This window comes from Thermomonas sp. LB-4 (assembly GCF_036409385.1).
Classification (GTDB): Bacteria; Pseudomonadota; Gammaproteobacteria; order Xanthomonadales; family Xanthomonadaceae; genus Thermomonas.
In genome coordinates this window covers 311945-327462 of the sequence record NZ_JAXOFT010000002.1, presented here as the reverse complement: position 1 = coordinate 327462, position 15518 = coordinate 311945, and the positions used below count along the sequence as shown (strand labels likewise).

Annotated in this window: 14 protein-coding genes and 2 pseudogenes; 10 read left to right on the top strand and 6 right to left on the bottom strand. The window is 68.1% G+C overall.

Annotation, left to right across the window (positions count from 1 at the left end; genetic code table 11):
* Nucleotides 1-374: 374 nt before the first annotated feature.
* The 5 genes and pseudogenes from SPK54_RS03290 to SPK54_RS03270 form a co-directional block, all read right to left on the bottom strand.
* A complete protein-coding gene (locus tag SPK54_RS03290; protein WP_330946488.1) occupies nt 375-860 on the bottom strand; it encodes a nuclear transport factor 2 family protein in 486 nt (161 codons plus the stop codon).
* A 130-nt stretch (nt 861-990) separates the two neighbouring features.
* Nucleotides 991-1299: a hypothetical protein gene (locus SPK54_RS03285; protein WP_330946487.1), complete on the bottom strand. Its 309-nt coding sequence runs from the start codon at nt 1297-1299 to the stop codon at nt 991-993.
* A 135-nt stretch (nt 1300-1434) separates the two neighbouring features.
* Nucleotides 1435-1587, bottom strand: a pseudogene (locus SPK54_RS03280) (excalibur calcium-binding domain-containing protein); the annotation flags it as partial.
* 492 nt (nt 1588-2079) lie between these two features.
* Nucleotides 2080-2427 (bottom strand): TfoX/Sxy family protein, encoded by a 348-nt coding sequence (locus SPK54_RS03275; RefSeq protein ID WP_330946486.1) that lies wholly within the window; start codon nt 2425-2427, stop codon nt 2080-2082.
* Between the two features lie 215 nt (nt 2428-2642).
* Nucleotides 2643-4163, bottom strand: coding sequence for a transglycosylase SLT domain-containing protein (locus SPK54_RS03270; protein ID WP_330946485.1), 1521 nt, complete (start codon nt 4161-4163; stop codon nt 2643-2645).
* 125 nt (nt 4164-4288) lie between these two features.
* On the opposite strand from SPK54_RS03270, the gene SPK54_RS03265 reads away from it, so the two are divergent.
* A complete protein-coding gene (locus tag SPK54_RS03265) occupies nt 4289-5803 on the top strand; it encodes a helicase HerA-like domain-containing protein (RefSeq protein ID WP_330946484.1) in 1515 nt (504 codons plus the stop codon).
* Nucleotides 5804-5807: 4 nt separating this feature from the next.
* Entirely contained in the window at nt 5808-6314 is a 507-nt protein-coding gene (greB, locus tag SPK54_RS03260) for a transcription elongation factor GreB (protein WP_330946483.1), read from the top strand.
* A 36-nt stretch (nt 6315-6350) separates the two neighbouring features.
* Here the strand turns inward: greB and SPK54_RS03255 are convergent, their stop codons facing one another.
* Nucleotides 6351-6698 (bottom strand): hypothetical protein, encoded by a 348-nt coding sequence (locus SPK54_RS03255; RefSeq protein ID WP_330946482.1) that lies wholly within the window; start codon nt 6696-6698, stop codon nt 6351-6353.
* Between the two features lie 310 nt (nt 6699-7008).
* Between SPK54_RS03255 and SPK54_RS03250 the strand changes: the two genes are divergently transcribed.
* The 8 genes and pseudogenes from SPK54_RS03250 to SPK54_RS03215 all read left to right on the top strand — a co-directional run bounded on the left by SPK54_RS03250 (nt 7009) and on the right by SPK54_RS03215 (nt 15458).
* Nucleotides 7009-8337: a DEAD/DEAH box helicase gene (locus SPK54_RS03250; RefSeq protein WP_330946481.1), complete on the top strand. Its 1329-nt coding sequence runs from the start codon at nt 7009-7011 to the stop codon at nt 8335-8337.
* Between the two features lie 108 nt (nt 8338-8445).
* Nucleotides 8446-8634 carry a hypothetical protein gene (locus SPK54_RS03245; protein ID WP_190281580.1) on the top strand — a complete coding sequence of 63 codons (189 nt, stop codon included), beginning with the start codon at nt 8446-8448 and terminating at the stop codon, nt 8632-8634.
* A gap of 52 nt (nt 8635-8686) precedes the next feature.
* A complete protein-coding gene (locus SPK54_RS03240) occupies nt 8687-9157 on the top strand; it encodes a hypothetical protein (protein ID WP_330946480.1) in 471 nt (156 codons plus the stop codon).
* A 98-nt stretch (nt 9158-9255) separates the two neighbouring features.
* Nucleotides 9256-11046: an acyl-CoA dehydrogenase C-terminal domain-containing protein gene (locus SPK54_RS03235; protein ID WP_330946479.1), complete on the top strand. Its 1791-nt coding sequence runs from the start codon at nt 9256-9258 to the stop codon at nt 11044-11046.
* A 271-nt stretch (nt 11047-11317) separates the two neighbouring features.
* Nucleotides 11318-11881: pseudogene (locus SPK54_RS03230) on the top strand (HNH endonuclease); the annotation flags it as partial.
* A gap of 195 nt (nt 11882-12076) precedes the next feature.
* Nucleotides 12077-13090, top strand: a complete 1014-nt coding sequence (locus SPK54_RS03225) for a hypothetical protein (RefSeq protein WP_330946478.1) — start codon at nt 12077-12079, stop codon at nt 13088-13090.
* Between the two features lie 66 nt (nt 13091-13156).
* Nucleotides 13157-14308: a polyamine ABC transporter substrate-binding protein gene (locus SPK54_RS03220; protein ID WP_330946477.1), complete on the top strand. Its 1152-nt coding sequence runs from the start codon at nt 13157-13159 to the stop codon at nt 14306-14308.
* 1 nt (nt 14309) lies between these two features.
* Complete coding sequence (locus tag SPK54_RS03215; protein WP_330946476.1) at nt 14310-15458, top strand: ABC transporter ATP-binding protein; 1149 nt, start codon at nt 14310-14312, stop codon at nt 15456-15458.
* The last annotated feature ends 60 nt before the right edge of the window (nt 15459-15518 follow it).

The following is a 15518-nucleotide window of genomic DNA, read 5'->3' as shown; positions in this document are numbered from 1 at the left end:
GCGCGCAGATGGCAGGCTCTTGGCCTGAACGGCTGGATCACAAGACAGTTGCTGAATTAAGCCGCGCCGCGAAGCGGCGTCGGCTTGAATGACTCGTTATGTGACTGTAGAGCAACCCGAAGCCGCTTGCTAGGTGGGTTTGTTTCCACAAGAACTCCGAAGCGGGAACCAGTTGGAAGGGCGAGAGCAGGTCGCGGCGTGGATGCTCTTGCGACAACTGACAAGTGCAGCATCCCTCAGTCAGTTGAGCGCAACCAAGCGCCGCAGCGAGATCACCACTGAAACCAATCCAACCGACGCATAACGCTTGAATTAAGCCGCGCCGCGAAGCGGCGTCGGCTTGAATGAATTGTTAGACCGCGCGCCCATGAACATCAGTCCGCCGGTGGGCGACGTTGCGGTGCAGAGTTCATGTTCTCCATGTCCGAGTAGATCAGCCACGGTTTACCAGGCGATCGGCGAAGTGTAAGAGTGAACTTGCCGATGTCGCCGTGATCATCACTGTCGTAGCCGCCGATGATGAAGGCAATCGTATCCTCCGAACTAAAAGCAAGCGCGCGCAACTGCAGTGGACTACCCTTTAAGCCTTTGTACTCCGCTAGGATCTCTTCGCGTCCGCGAATTGGTGGGCGGTTGCTTTGCAGCACGAATCCATCTTGCGCGAATAGCGAAGCCAGAGCCACGGCGTCGCCCGCACGCCACGCGCGCTCATAGTCACGAAGCACTCGATCTAATTCAGGCGGTAACTCAACACTGGGAAGGTCTTTGACGGCGCCGGGCTCCGAAGCGTTCTGTCCCGGCGACGGACCTGCCACCGCCATCAGTGAGAAAACGACAGCAGCGACTATCAAACGATTCATAGACCACGGCCTCCCGGATAGATGTTTAGCGGTCTAACGCCTGAGTTAAGCCGGCCCGCCCGATGCGGTCCGGTCGCGCCTGAGACCGCGAAGCGGGCTCGGCTTGAACGAATTGTTAGCTAGCAACGCTTTAAACGGTTGAATAGACCATTGCGATCGCACCGATCACGATGGTTGCGAGTGAGGCGGAAAAAGTCCATTCGGCGGCAATCAGCAGTCTTGCGGATCTTGATGTGCCTTGTTGTTTTTGGGCGAGGTAGCCCAGGACAACCACAAAAAGAAAGCCGAGCGACGAGAAGAGGAAAAGATCGTCAGCGATCATCTCTACATGATCGATCGAAGCCTTTGAAACAAGAATTGCCACGAGCGCAAGGCCAATGCTGGCAAGGGTTCCACTGATAGAAACAAGAGTGTCGATAGACTGATCAGTGTGGGCCACGGAAACCTTCCATTGCTAGCTAACGCCTGAGTTAAGCCGGACCGATTTGCGGCCGCGGCGATGGCACAGTCTACGACGCCACGCCGAGGCCGCGAAGCGGTCTCGGCTTGAACGAATTGTTAGGCCTTGCTCCCGTTAGTTGCACCACTGCTTTTCGCAGGGAACGCCATCATTGTTGCCGTCCATCTTTGTGTTGGGGCAGTGCTGAATAAAATATATGGCCTCTTCACATGACCGCATTTGTGAGCAATGTGTTCGCCCGTCGCAGACGTACTGCGCTGCAGTTGGATGGGGAACCGCAGGCGGCGGTGAGTGGATGGGCTCGATTGACTGTGGCGCCGCGCTTGTAGATGGGGATGGCTGTGTGGCGGCATATGAGTTTGCTGCGGCTGGAGATCGATCTAGGTGAGAGCCAACTGGCCGGAATGGCTTGTGGTTCCGCGCGGCAATTGCCGCTTTTTCATTTTGCGCGCTGATGTTCCTGTTGTACTGCCATAGTCCGGCAATAGCGACGAGCATTACGGCTGCAATAATCATCTTCACGTTGCGATCTCGTTTGTTTGCAAGGCCTAACGCCTGATTAGCCCTCAAAAATGAGGCCTAACCCAGATGATGAAATTCCCCACCTACCCCGCCAACGCGAAGCAGGCACCCCGCCGCCCGTTCGCTCCAAACGAAGCGCCGCGACCCTCTCAAGCGCATACGTGCTCAAATCCTCGGCAGCGCAACGCCCCATTTGCGGAACATATCGCCCCAACCAGCCCCCTGCAAATCCCCGGGCTATTTCTTCTTCGCCTTCCCGGCCGCCTTCGCCTTCTTCACCTTCGGCGCCGGCATCAGCAGCGCCGTTTCCAGCAGCAATTCCCGCAGGCGTTCGCCGTCGTCCAGCAGCTCGTCGGCCACCGGGTAATCCTTGGCGCCGGGGTACGGCGGGCGCTGCGGCAGCTGCGGGGCCAGGCGGGTGGCGGCGGCGGAGGGTTTGACGAACAGACTGTTGTCGCAGGCGAAGGCCACCACCTTTTCGTCCACGTACAGGGCGTATTCCCCGAACATGCGGCGGTGGGTCAGGCGGGCGCCAAGGCCGGCCTGTTCTGTGATGTAGGCGATGAAGTCGGTGTCGGTGGCCATGGCGCGGAAGCGTGCGGCCGGGGGCGCCGGCGGGCTTCCACGATAGCGCGGGCGTATGGGCGAGAGCGATTCCCGCGTTCGCGGGAATGACGAGCAAAGAGCGATCCCCGCCTTCGCGGGGATGACGAGCCAAAAGCGGGGATGACGGGGGAAGATCGATTCCCGCTTTCGCGGGAATGACGGGCAACAAGCGCGGCGAAGCCGCGCGGCCGGCCTCAACCGCAGCCTTCCAGTTTCAACACCTGGCCGGGCTTGATGGCATAGCTCGGCTTCTTCAGGCGGTTGGCCTTGGCCAGATCGGCAAGGTTGCACTGCTGCTTGCGGGCGATGCCGCCGAGGGTGTCGCCGCGCTGCACCTTGTAGGTGCGGGGTTTGGGCTTGGCCGGTGCGCGCGCCGCGGGGGCGGCGGCCGGCGCGTCGCTGGCGGCCGGGCCGTTGGCGGGCGTGGGGTCGCCCACGCGCACCAGCGCCGAGCGCACGTCGCTGGCCATCAACTGCTGGGCCAGCTCCAGCCGCTTGCCGCGGGTGCAGTTGAAGCGGTACAGCCAGGCGATGCGGGTGGTGGCGTTCAGCGCGGTACCGGCCGGCAGCAGTTCGCCGGGCTGCCAGCGCGGGTTGAGGTTGCGCAGCGCGCGCAGGTAGCCGTCGCGCGAGCCCCAGTTGCCCAGGCAGATGGTGAGCTGGTACAGCGAGGCCGGCTGCGACAGGGTGACGGTGGCCGGGCGGGCGCTGACCCGCGGCCAGCGGATGCCGTAGTCCCTCGGGTGCAGGAACAGCCACGCGGCGGCGATCACCATCGGCACGTAGTCCTTGGTTTCGGCCGGGAACTGGTTGTACACGTCCACGTCCCAGAAGCTGCGCCCGCCGGTCTCGCGGAACACGCGCAGGGCGCGGCCCTCGCCGCCGTTGTAGCCGGCCAGCGACAGCTCGATGCTGTTGTTGAGCTGGGCCATGCGCTCCTGCAGGTACTTCGCGGCGGCGTCGGCGGAGGCGCGCGGGTCGTAGCGGGTATCGAAGCCGGTGCCATCAAAGCCCAGGCCGAAGCGGCGGCCGGTAGCGGGCATGAACTGCAGCGGCCCCACCGCGCCCGCGCGCGAGCCCACGTGCACCTTGCCGTTGGATTCCTTCGCCATGATCCCGAACAGCAGCGCTTCCGGCAGGCCGTGCTGCTTGAACGCCGGCGACATCAGGTGCTGCATGTAGCGGTAGTTCTCGTAGCTGTCCATCAGCGACGGCCGCATGTCGGTGAGCCAGCGGCGGATGCCGGCCTGCACCGCCGGGTTGAACTGCACCATCTTCACGAAGCGCTGGCCTTCCTCGCTGAGCAGCGAGGCGGCGTTGGCGGAATCGGGCACGTCCACGTCGTCGAGGTCGGATTCGTCGATGGGGTCGGCGTTGCCGTCTTCGGCGGTGGCGTCGTCGAACTGCGGGGTGGCCTTCAGCAGCCGCTCGTAGGTGGCCAGCATGGTTTCCACCGAGCAGCCGTGCTGCTTCGCGCAGGCATCCACCACGCCCTTCATTTCCGCCAGCGCGATGCTGGTGGCCGCGGCCGCGGCTTCCTCGTCCACCGCCAGCATGGCGTCGCGGTAGCGTTTCTCGGCGGCGTCCATGCGCTGCTGCAACACCGCCACCGCCGCCTGTTCGCGCTTGGACTGCGCCTGTGCAACGGGCGCGGCCAGCCCGGCCAGCAGGGTGAAGGAGAGCGTGGCGATCGCGGGCAACGGACGAAGGGACATCAGGCGTGGTCTTGCGAAGGGGGCTGGCAGGGTAGCCGCGCCCGCTGCGCGGCGGCAACCCGCGCCATCCATGAATGCGCACGCGTTCGCATAGAATCCGGCGACCCTCCCGGATGACGCGCGCAATGGATCCCATTTTCGTCGGCAAGGCCATCACCACCGAAACCAGCGGCAACGTGGTGCTGCTGCCGAAGTACGGCAACCGCCACGGGCTGGTGGCCGGGGCCACCGGCACCGGCAAGACGGTGACGCTGATGACGCTGGCCGAAGGCTTCAGCCGGATCGGGGTGCCGGTGTTCCTGGCCGACGTGAAGGGCGACGTGGCCGGGCTGGCGGTGCCGGGCACCACCAGCGAGAAACTGCAGGCGCGCATCGACCAGATGGGCATCAGCGACTACCGCAACGAAGCGGCGCCGGTGGTGTTCTGGGACCTGTGGGGCAAGTCCGGTCATCCCGTGCGCACCACCGTCAGCGAGATGGGCCCCACCCTGCTGGGCCGCATCCTGGAGTTGAACGACACCCAGGGCGGCGTGCTCGACATCGTGTTCAAGCTGGCCGACGACCGCGGCCTGCTGCTGCTCGACCTGGAAGACCTGCGCGCGCTGCTGGGCCTGATCGCCGACGAGCGCAAGGACATCAGCACTTCCTACGGGCTGGTCAGCGCGCCGTCGATCGGCGCCATCCAGCGCGCGCTGCTGCGGCTGGAAGCCGAAGGCGCGGACATGTTCTTCGGCGAGCCCGCGCTGGAGCTGGCCGACCTGATGCGCACCACCCCAGACGGCCGCGGCGTGGTCAACATCCTTGCCGCCGACCAGCTGATCCTGAAGCCGCGGCTGTATTCCAGTTTCCTGCTGTGGCTGCTGTCGGAATTGTTCGAGAACCTGCCGGAAGTGGGCGACCTGGACAAGCCCAAGCTCGTGTTCGTGTTCGACGAGGCGCACCTGCTGTTCGACGACGCCCCGGCCGCGCTGCAGCAGCGCATCGAGCAGGTGGTGCGGCTGATCCGCTCCAAGGGCGTGGGCGTGTATTTCTGCTCGCAGTTCCCGGACGACGTGCCGGCCAACGTGCTGGGACAGCTGGGCAACCGCGTGCAGCACGCGCTGCGCGCCTATACCCCGCGCGACCAGAAGGCCGTGAAGACCGCCGCCGAGACCTTCGTAAGCAACCCCGGGCTGGACGTGGCGCAGGCTATCGGCCAGCTGGGCACCGGCGAGGCACTGGTGTCGATGCTCCTGGACAAGGGGGTGCCGATGCCGGTGGAGAAAACCCTGATCGCGCCGCCGCGCTGCCGGATGGGCGCCATCACTGATGCCGAGCGCATGCAGGTGCGCGCCGGCAGCCCGGTGGGGATGAAGTACGACACCCGCATCGACCGCGATTCCGCCGCCGAGCTGCTGGCGCAGAAGGCCGAGGCCAAGGCGGTGCAGGCGCAGGCGCCAGCCGCGAAGACCGCGGACAACGAAGCGGCAGAGAACAGCAACGGCTTCGGCCAGACGGTGAAGGACGCGCTGTTCGGCACCAAGCGCCGCCAGGGCATGATCGAAACCATGGCCAAGCAGACCGCGCGCACGGTGGGCAGCCAGGTGGGCCGGCAGATCCTGCGCGGCCTGCTGGGCGGCATCTTCGGCGGCAAGCGCTGAGCGCATGGGCCGCTGGCGTCCCCCCGCCGAGAAAAGCACGGCGCTGATCACCCGCGAAGGCCACGACCGGCTGAAGGCCGAGTTGGACGAACTCTGGCGGGTGAAGCGCCCGGAAGTGGTGAAGGCGCTGGCGGCAGCCGCCGCCGAAGGCGATCGTTCCGAGAACGCCGAATACACTTACCGCAAGAAGCAGCTGGGCGAGATCGACCGCCGCGTGCGCTACCTCAGCAAGCGGCTGGAGGTGCTGAAGGTGGTGGACGCCGCGCCCTCAGACCGCGAGGCGGTGTTCTTCGGCGCACAGGTCGAGCTGGAAAACACCGCCAGTGGGGAGCTGGTGCGCTACCGCATCGTTGGACCCGACGAAACCGACGCCAAGCTGGGCTGGGTCAGCATCGACGCACCGCTGGCGCGGGCGATGCTGAAGAAGCGGGTGGACGACGAGTTCGAAGCGCCGCTGCCGGGCGGCACCGTGCGTTACGCGATCATCGAAGTGGCCTACCCGTCCGCGTAGGCGGGCGACACGCGCCCGCCGCGCACGCAACCCGCGTCAGCGCCGCTTGGCGCCGCCGGCGCCGGACAGCAGCACCAGCCCGCCCACCAGCCCCATGTTCTTCATGAACTGCAGCAGCTGCGCCACCTGCGCGCCGCCGGACAGGCGCCAGAACGGGTGCGACAGCACCGCTTCGGCCACCAGCAGGGCGGCGGCAAACAGGGCCACCGCGCGCAGCTGCCAGCCGGCAGCCAGCAGCACGCCCAGCAGGACTTCGGCAGTGCTCAGCAACAGCGTGTCGTTGCCGATCGGGACGCCACGCAGCGCCTGCCACAGGCGGAAACCGCCGGCGACGAGGAAGACGGCGGCCAGCAGCCACTGGGCAAGGCGGACTTCAAGCTTCATGCGGGAATCGGTGATTGCGGGAAGCCGGAAGAGTGGCATGCCAACCTGAACGACGGAAGGGGCGCCGCGGCGTGGCGGGGCTTTTCGCGTAGAATGCCGGCTGTTCTGCGCACGGCTGATCGCCTTTCCTCCGCGAAAGGTGCGTTTTTCCTGATCGAGCCGGCCGCCCTTCGCGGCTTTCTTCCCCGTACGCCTTTCGTCGCGCAGACACGGCCCGGATCACCGGCGTCGTGCCATCTGCCTGCGGCGCGGTTCAACAGGAACGCCCGGGCCGCCCCGTATTCCGTGCGGGGCACCAAAGGAGTTCCCCATGTCGTTCGAATCCCTGGGCCTTGCGCCCGCGTTGCTGCGCGCGCTTGCCGACAACAACTACACCACCCCCACCCCCATCCAGCAGCAGGCCATCCCGCTGGTGCTGGCCGGCCATGACGTGCTGGGCGGCGCCCAGACCGGTACCGGCAAGACCGCCGCGTTCGGCCTGCCGCTACTGCAGAAGCTGGCCGAGATGCCCAAGCCCGAGGGCCTGCACCGTCCGCGTGTGCTGGTGCTCACCCCCACCCGCGAGCTGGCCGTGCAGGTCAGCGAGAACCTGCGCAGCTACGCCAAGCACCTACGCCTGAACGTCACCGCCCTGTTCGGCGGCGTCGGCATGCAGCCGCAGGTGGAAGCCTTCCGCCGCGGCGTGGACGTGCTGGTGGCCTGCCCGGGCCGCCTGATCGACCACCTGGACCGCGGCACCTGCAAGCTCGGCAACGTGCAGATGCTGGTGCTGGACGAAGCCGACCGCATGCTGGACATGGGCTTCCTGCCGTCGATCAAGCGGGTCATGAAGCACGTGCCGCAGCAGCGCCAGACCCTGCTGTTCTCGGCCACCTTCGAGCCGCGCATCAAGGCGCTGGCGCTGGAGTTCATGAAGGACCCGCAGCAGGTGCAGGTGGCGGCGCAGAACACCGTGATCGAGACCATCAGCCACCACGCGCACCCGGTGGACGGGGCCAAGAAGCGCGACCTGCTGATCGAGATCCTGGCCCGCCGCCACACCGAGCAGGTGCTGGTGTTCGGCAAGACCAAGCACGGTTGCAACCGCCTGGCCGAGCAACTGGAAAAGGCCGGCCTGCCGGCGCTGGCGATCCACGGCAACAAGAGCCAGGCCGCCCGCCAGAAGGCGTTGAACGAGTTCAAGTCGGGCAAGACCCGGATCCTGGTGGCTACCGACGTGGCCGCGCGCGGGCTCGACATCCCGGACCTGCCGCTGGTGATCAACCACGACCTGCCGATGGTGGCCGAGGACTACGTGCACCGCATCGGCCGCACCGGCCGCAACGGCGCGACCGGCGAGGCGATCTCGCTGGTGTCGCCGGACGAGGCCAACCTGCTGCGCCAGATCCAGAAGCTGCTGGGCCGCGAGATCGCGATGGAGGTCGTGCCGGGCTTCGAGCCCTCGCGCGCGATCCGCAGCGAAGCCAAGCCCTTCAACAACGCCCCGCGCAGCCCGCGCCCGGCCCGCAACCGCCGCCCGCACGGCAAGCCGCGCACCGCCGAGGCCCACGCGCATGCGCATACCGGCCCCAAGCAGCCGCGTGACGGCCGCCGCGGCAACAACCCGGGCGCCGGCCGCCGCGACTCGCGCCAGGGCTGATCCGGCGCCATCGCAGCGCCATCCCCGCCGGCACGGCTGACGCCTGCCGGCGGGTTCCTGCGCGCGCGTTGCGGGTGTATGTTCCCCACTTGCACTGGGGAGCCCCGCATGGACATCCACGACATCGCCCTGACCCTGTTTGCCCAGCTGGTGGGCGCCCATCGCGGCGCGCCGCTGGATGCCGATGCGCGCATGGAACTCGGGCGCGAAGCCTACCGCTGCGCCGAGGCGTTCATCGCCGCCAAGGACCTCTACATCCGCGAGCTGCCCGTGCCCGGCGGCGAGCAGATCTACTGATGTCGGCGACATGCGCGGGTATGCTGCGGTCTTCGTCCCACGGAGCCCCCGCATGATCCGCCGGCTTGCCTGTTTCGCCGCCCTTGCCTTCCTGCTGGCCGCCTGCGGCAGCAGCCCGGTGCGGCGCGTTTCCGAACCCGCGGCCAGCATCCAGCAGCTCACCGTGCGCGCCGACGGCCGCTGGGACGTGCAATTGCGGCTCAACAACTTCAGCAGCGTGGCCATGCGCTTCGACAGCACCGCGCTGGAAATCGCCTTCGACAACGGTTCTGCTGCGCGGCTGGACCTGCAGCCGAACCTGGAAGTGGCCCCCGAATCCGCCGACGTGCATACCGCCGTGGTCACCCCGACGCCGGCCGGGCGCGCGCGTCTGGCCACCGCGCTGGCCGACGGCCGCGGGCTGTCCTACAGCCTGCGCGGCACCCTCCAGGCCGGCCCCGTGGACGGCAAGCCGCGCAGCTACGAGATCAAGCGCGAGAGCGCGCTGTCGCCGGTGCCAGGCCTGCCCGGCGCGCTGCGCTGAACCCGCCGCGGCGGGCATTACACCGACACCATACGCTGTAGTATGCTCGAGGTTCCCGCGGGCCGGATGGCGGCCCGCCCATGCCAGGAACCGCACGCATGAGCACCTACAAGGCCCCCCTCGACGATCTCCGCTTCGCCCTTTACGACGTGTTGGGCGCAGAAGCGCTGTTCGCCAGGCTCGGCCATGCCGATGCCAACCGCGAGCTGGTGGACGCGGTGCTGGACGAAGCGGCGCGCTTCAGCGAAACCGTGCTGGCCCCGCTCAACCGGATCGGCGACGAGATCGGCTGCAGCTACGACAAGGCCACCGGCAACGTCACCCCGCCGCCCGGCTTCAAGGACGCGTTCGACAAGTTCGTGGAAGGCGGCTGGACCGGCCTGACCAACGCGCCCGAGCACGGCGGCCAGGGCATGCCCGCGCTGCTGGGCGGCGTGCTGACCGAGATGGTGGACAGCGCCAACCTGGCCTGGGGCAACTTCCCGATGCTCAGCCACGGTGCCGTCAAGGCGCTGGAAACCTACGGCGAGGACTGGCAGAAGACGGTGTTCCTGGAGCCGCTGGTGGCCGGCAGGTGGACCGGCACCATGTGCCTGACCGAACCGCACTGCGGCACCGACCTCGGCCTGCTCAAGACCCGCGCCGAACCCGTCGCCGACGACAAGTACGCCATCACCGGCACCAAGATCTTCATCACCGCCGGCGAGCACGACCTCGTCCCCAACATCGTCCACCTGGTGCTGGCCAAGCTGCCGGACGCGCCGCCGGGCGCCAAGGGCATCTCGCTGTTCGTGGTGCCCAAGTTCAAGGTGGCGCGCGACGGCACGGTGGGCGAGCGCAACGCGGTGCGTTGCGGCGCCATCGAACACAAGATGGGCATCCACGGGTCCGCCACCTGCGTGATGAACTTCGACGGCGCCGAGGGCTATCTCGTCGGCCAGCCGCACAAGGGCCTGCAGGCGATGTTCGTGATGATGAACTCCGCCCGTCTGGGCGTGGGCGTGCAGGGTCTGGGCCTGTCCGAGCGCGCCTACCAGAACGCGCTGCGCTACGCCCGCGAGCGCCTGCAGTCGCGCTCGCTGTCCGGCCCGAAGAACCCCGACAAGCCGGCCGACCCGCTGCTGGTGCACCCGGACGTGCGCCGCATGCTGCTGACCCAGAAGGCGCTGGTCGAGGGCGGCCGCCTGCTCTCCATGCACGCCTACTCGCTGCTTGACGAAGCGGAGAAGGCCGCCGATCCCGCAGAGCGCGAGCGCGCCGACACGCTGGTCAGCTTCCTCACTCCGATCTCCAAGGCCTGCCTCACCGAATGGAGCATCGAGAACACCTACAACGCCCTGCAGTGCTTCGGCGGCCACGGCTACATCCATGAGCACGGCATGGAGCAGTACGCCCGCGACGCCCGCATCACCACGCTGTACGAAGGCACCACCGGCATTCAGTCGCTGGACCTGATCGGCCGCAAGACCGCGGCCACGCAGGGCGCCGGGCTGAAGCTGTTCATCGCCGAGGTGGAAGCGTTCGCGAAGCAGCACGAAGGCGACGCCGCGCTGGCCGAGTTCATCGCGCCGCTGCGCGCCAAGTGCGGCGAGTGGGGCAAGCTCACCATCGAGACGCTGACCCGCGCCGCCGCCAACCCGGAGGAGCTGGGCGCAGCGAGCACGGACTACCTGTTCTATTCCGGCTACGTGGTGCTGGCCTACTGGTGGGCGCGCAGCGTCGCCGCCGCCAACGCGTCCGACCGCCCGCAGGCGTTCAAGGACGCCAAGCGCGACACCGCCCGCTTCTACTTCGCCCGCGTCCTGCCGCGCACGCTGGCGCACAAGGCCGCCATCGAAGCCGGCGCGGGCACGCTGATGGCGATGCCCGACGAAGGCTTCGGCGCGTAACGGCGGCCGCGTACAAGCCGTCATCCCCGCGAAAGCGAGGATCCGTGGACGGTTGAGCCCGGAAAAGCGAAGTCCCTGGATCCCCGCTTTCGCGGGGATGACGGGCTCGCTGCTTCAACGCCGTCGAAGTACACAAACCGTCATCGAAGGCGTATAAGCTGGTTTCCCGATGGAGACCGATACAGCGACCTTTCGCACGGCCCATACCGGCGACCCCACCGCTGCCCTGCACGCGGACAGCTTCGTTGCCGCCGGCGCCACCGAATTTTCTCCCCATCTGCGCCTGCTCGGGCTGGATGCCCACGGCCGCGCACTGGACTGGCTGAGCTGGCAGGACGCCACCTGCCTGTATGCCCGCGGCGCAGTGGCCTGGACGCTGGGCGACCCCTGCCTCAGCATCCACGGCGGCATCAGCCGCCGCAGCGGCGAGCGCAGCATCCTGCACCTGCACCCCATCATCGCCGCGCGCGGGCACGTCCGCCCGGCGGCCATCGATCCCACGCCGGCGCTCACCAACCCGGCGCTGTTCGCCCGCGACCAGCACCTGTGCCTGTACTGCGGGCGCAAATACCACCGGGGTACGCTCACCCGCGACCACGTGCAGCCGGTGTCGAAGGGCGGCCGCGACATCTGGGAAAACGTCGTCACCGCCTGCTTCCCGTGCAATTCGCGCAAGGGCAGCCGCACGCCGCAGCAGGCCGGCATGCCGCTGCTGGCCGTGCCCTACCGGCCCAGCTGGGTGGAGCACCTGATCCTCTCCAACCGCAACATCCTGGCCGACCAGATGGCCTTCCTGAAGGCCCAGCTGCCGCGCCATCCGCGCCGCGCCGGCTGACCCGGCGGGTCTGCCGGATGCCCGGCCCGCGCAAGCGCGCGGGCGTTCGGACCGCCGTCATCGCCGGAGGGCAGCTGCCCGCGCAGGCCCGGCGCATCACGCTCCCGCATTGACGCACGCGCCCCGCTTGGCAACACTCGAACCCGGTTTACCGCTGTGGGGACGGGGATGGCGCTGACGCTTGGGACTACCGGAATGGATCGCGCGACCGAGGCGGAGGTTGCCGCCGCGTTCAAGATCGCCAATGCGGAAACCGGCAACCGCTGGACCCTCGTCGAAGGCGACGCGGCCGATTACGTGATCATCGACATGGACAGCCTGTACGGTCCCATGAGCTGGCTGCGCCTGCACGGCATGGGCCGCAAGGTGATCGCCCTGACCGGCGCCGACCGCCAGCAGACCGACTACCGGCTGCCGCAGCCGGTCACCGCCACCGACCTTGCGGTGCTGCTCAGCGAGATCGCCGGGGATGCAGCCGACGCCTCGGAAGGCGCGGTGCCGCCGCGCGGACCGGAACCGTCCCCAGAGCCGGAAGCCGCTGCGCAATCCGCGCCGGCCGTCGCGGCGGTATCGCAGCCAGCGCCGGAGCCGCCGCGAATGCCGGAGACGGAATCTGCGCCAGGCCCCGCCGCAGCGACGCCGGCAGCCGAGCCGGCGCCACCGGCGGCGCGCACGCTGCAGCAGTGGCTGACCCCCGGCGCCCTGCACCGACGCGTGCGCCTGCAGCGTCCCGACGCACCGGTGCTGCTGATCGATCCGCAGGCAGGCCACTGGCACGGCCCTGGCGCGCTCAAAACCGTGGCGGCCTGCTTCGCCGGCGAACTGCCGGAAAGCGACTTCGCCACGCCCGACGACGCGGCCTGGGAAGCCGAAGCCGCCGCGCTCGGCCCGGCGCAACCGCTGCCGCGCCTGCAGTGGCTGGGTGGACTCGTGTCCGGTGCCGCCGCCGATGGCCAATACCTGTTGAAGAAATGGCCGCAAACGGAACGCGAATACCCCAAGCACTTCCGCATCGCCACGGTGATGATGAAGGGCCCCGCCGGCGTCGCCGAGATCGCCGAAGCCAGCGGCGTGCGCCAGGAAGAGGTGATCGATTTCATCAATGCCAATCTGGCGACCGGGTACGCCGAGCCCGCCCCGGCGCCCGCCGCGGCGCCGCCGGCGTCGCCCCGCACCACCGGGCTGTTCGGGCGCATCCGCGGCCACTGAGCGGGCACCGGCTCCTCGCGGCCCTGCTGCGCGTACCATTCGCGGATTGACCTCCCGGAGACTGCCGTGACCCTGCGCCTTGCCCCCCTTGCCTGCGCCGTGCTGCTGCTCACCGCCTGCGGCGGCAAGCCCGATGCCACGGATGCTTCCAGCGCCACGCCGGCCGGCCCGGAAGAGAAGATCCTCAACGTCTACAACTGGTCCGACTACGTGGCCGAGGACACCATCGCCGATTTCGAGAAGGCCACAGGCATCCAGGTCAACTACGACGTCTATTCCGAGAACGAGACGCTGGAGACCAAGCTGACCGCTGGCAGCAGCGGCTACGACGTGGTGTTCCCGTCGGCGCGCCCGTTCGCGCAGCGGCAGATCAAGGCCGGCCTGTACCTGCCGTTGGACAAGGCCAAGCTGCCGAACCTGTCGCACCTCGACCCGGCGCTCCTGCAGGGCCTGGCCGACATCGACCCGGGCAATGCCTACGTGGTGCCGTACATGTGGGGCACCACGGGCCTGGGCATCAACGTGGACAAGGTGAAGGCGGTGCTGGGCGAGAACGCGCCCATCGATTCCTGGAACCTGCTGTTCGACCCCGCCAACGCCACCAAGCTGGCGAAGTGCGGGATCAGCGTGCTGGACGACGACCAGGAGGCCTTCGGCGCCGCGCTGATCTGGAAGGGCAAGGACCCGAACGCCGGCGCCGCCGACGAGATCGAGACCGTCAAGCTGGTGTACGCCGCGATCCGCCCGCACATCCGCACCTTCAACAACGCCGAATACAAGGACGCGCTGGCCAACGGCGACGTCTGCGTGGCGATGGGCTACTCGGGCGACATCCTCGGCGCCGCCGACGCGGCCGCCGAGGCGGCGGAAGCCACCGGCAAGCCGGCGCCTGACATCCGCTACGTGATCCCGAAGGAAGGCGCGATCCGCTGGGTGGACGTGATGGCGATCCCCAGGGACGCCAAGCACCCGGGCAACGCGCAGGCGTTCATCGACTACCTGCTGGAGCCGAAAGTCACCGCCGCGATCACCGACGCGGTGGGTTACGCCAACCCGAACAAGGACGCCACCGCGCTGGTCGAGCCCGACATCGCCAACAACCCCGGCGTGTATCCGCCGGAGGCCGTGCGCGCCAAGCTGGTCGACCCCAGGTCCCTGCCCGAAGCCGTGCAGCGCCAGCGCGTGCGCGCCTGGACCGCGATCAAGAGCGGACGCTGAGGTGGCGCTGGCCATCCGTTCCGCCGCGCCGCTGGAGCCGTGGAAGGACCCGGCGGCGCAACCGTTCCTGCGGATCGAGGGCATCACCAGGACCTTCGGCAAGCTCTACGCCTGCGACGACATTTCGCTGGATGTGTACCGCGGCGAGTTCTTCGCCCTGCTGGGCGGATCGGGTTCCGGCAAGAGCACGCTGCTGCGCATCCTGGCCGGGCTGGAAACGCCCGACCGCGGCCGCGTGCTGATCGACGGCGTGGACGTCACCGCGCTGCCGCCCTACCAGCGGCCGGTCAACATGATGTTCCAGAGCTACGCGCTGTTCCCGCACATGAGCGTGGCGCAGAACATCGCCTTTGGCCTGAAGCAGGACGGCATGGGCGCGGGGGAGATCAGGGATCGCGTGCAGCAGATGCTGGAGCTGGTGCAGATGCCGCAGCTAGGCGCGCGCAAGCCGGCCCAGCTGTCCGGTGGCCAGCGCCAGCGCGTGGCGCTGGCGCGTGCGCTGGCCAAGCAGCCCAAGCTGCTGCTGCTGGACGAACCGCTGGGCGCGCTGGACAAGCGCCTGCGCGAGCGCACCCAGTTCGAGCTGGTCAACATCCAGGAGCGCGTGGGCACCACCTTCGTGATGGTCACCCACGACCAGGAAGAGGCGATGACCATGTCCAGCCGCATCGCGGTGATGGACGCCGGCCGCATCGTGCAGGTCTCCACCCCCGCGGCGCTGTACGAATACCCGTCCACCCGGTTCGTCGCCGAGTTCATCGGCGGCATCAACCTGTTCGAAGGCCGGGTGCTGTCGTTCGATGCCGGCGAGCGCCGGGTGCGGATCGCCTGCGATGCGGTCGATGGCGGCGCGCTGCTGGCCCGCCACGCCGATCCGCTGCCGGAAGGCACCGCCGTCAGCGTGGCGGTGCGCCCGGAGAAGATCGACGTGCACGAGTCGCGCCCGCAGGCCGACAACGTGGCGGTGGGCAAGGTGCGCGACATCGCCTACCTCGGCGATGTCTCCATCTACCACGTCGAAACCGAAACCGGCGCGGTGATCCGGGTGCAGGAAACCCACGTCGAGCGCAGCTCCGAGCCGCATTACGACTGGGGCGAAACGCTGTGGCTCAGCTGGCCGGCCAGCGGCGCGGTGGTGCTGGCGGCATGAGCGGCGTCCCGAACGGCGGCTGGTCGCAGCTGTGGGCGGAGGTCGTCCGCAACCTGTTCG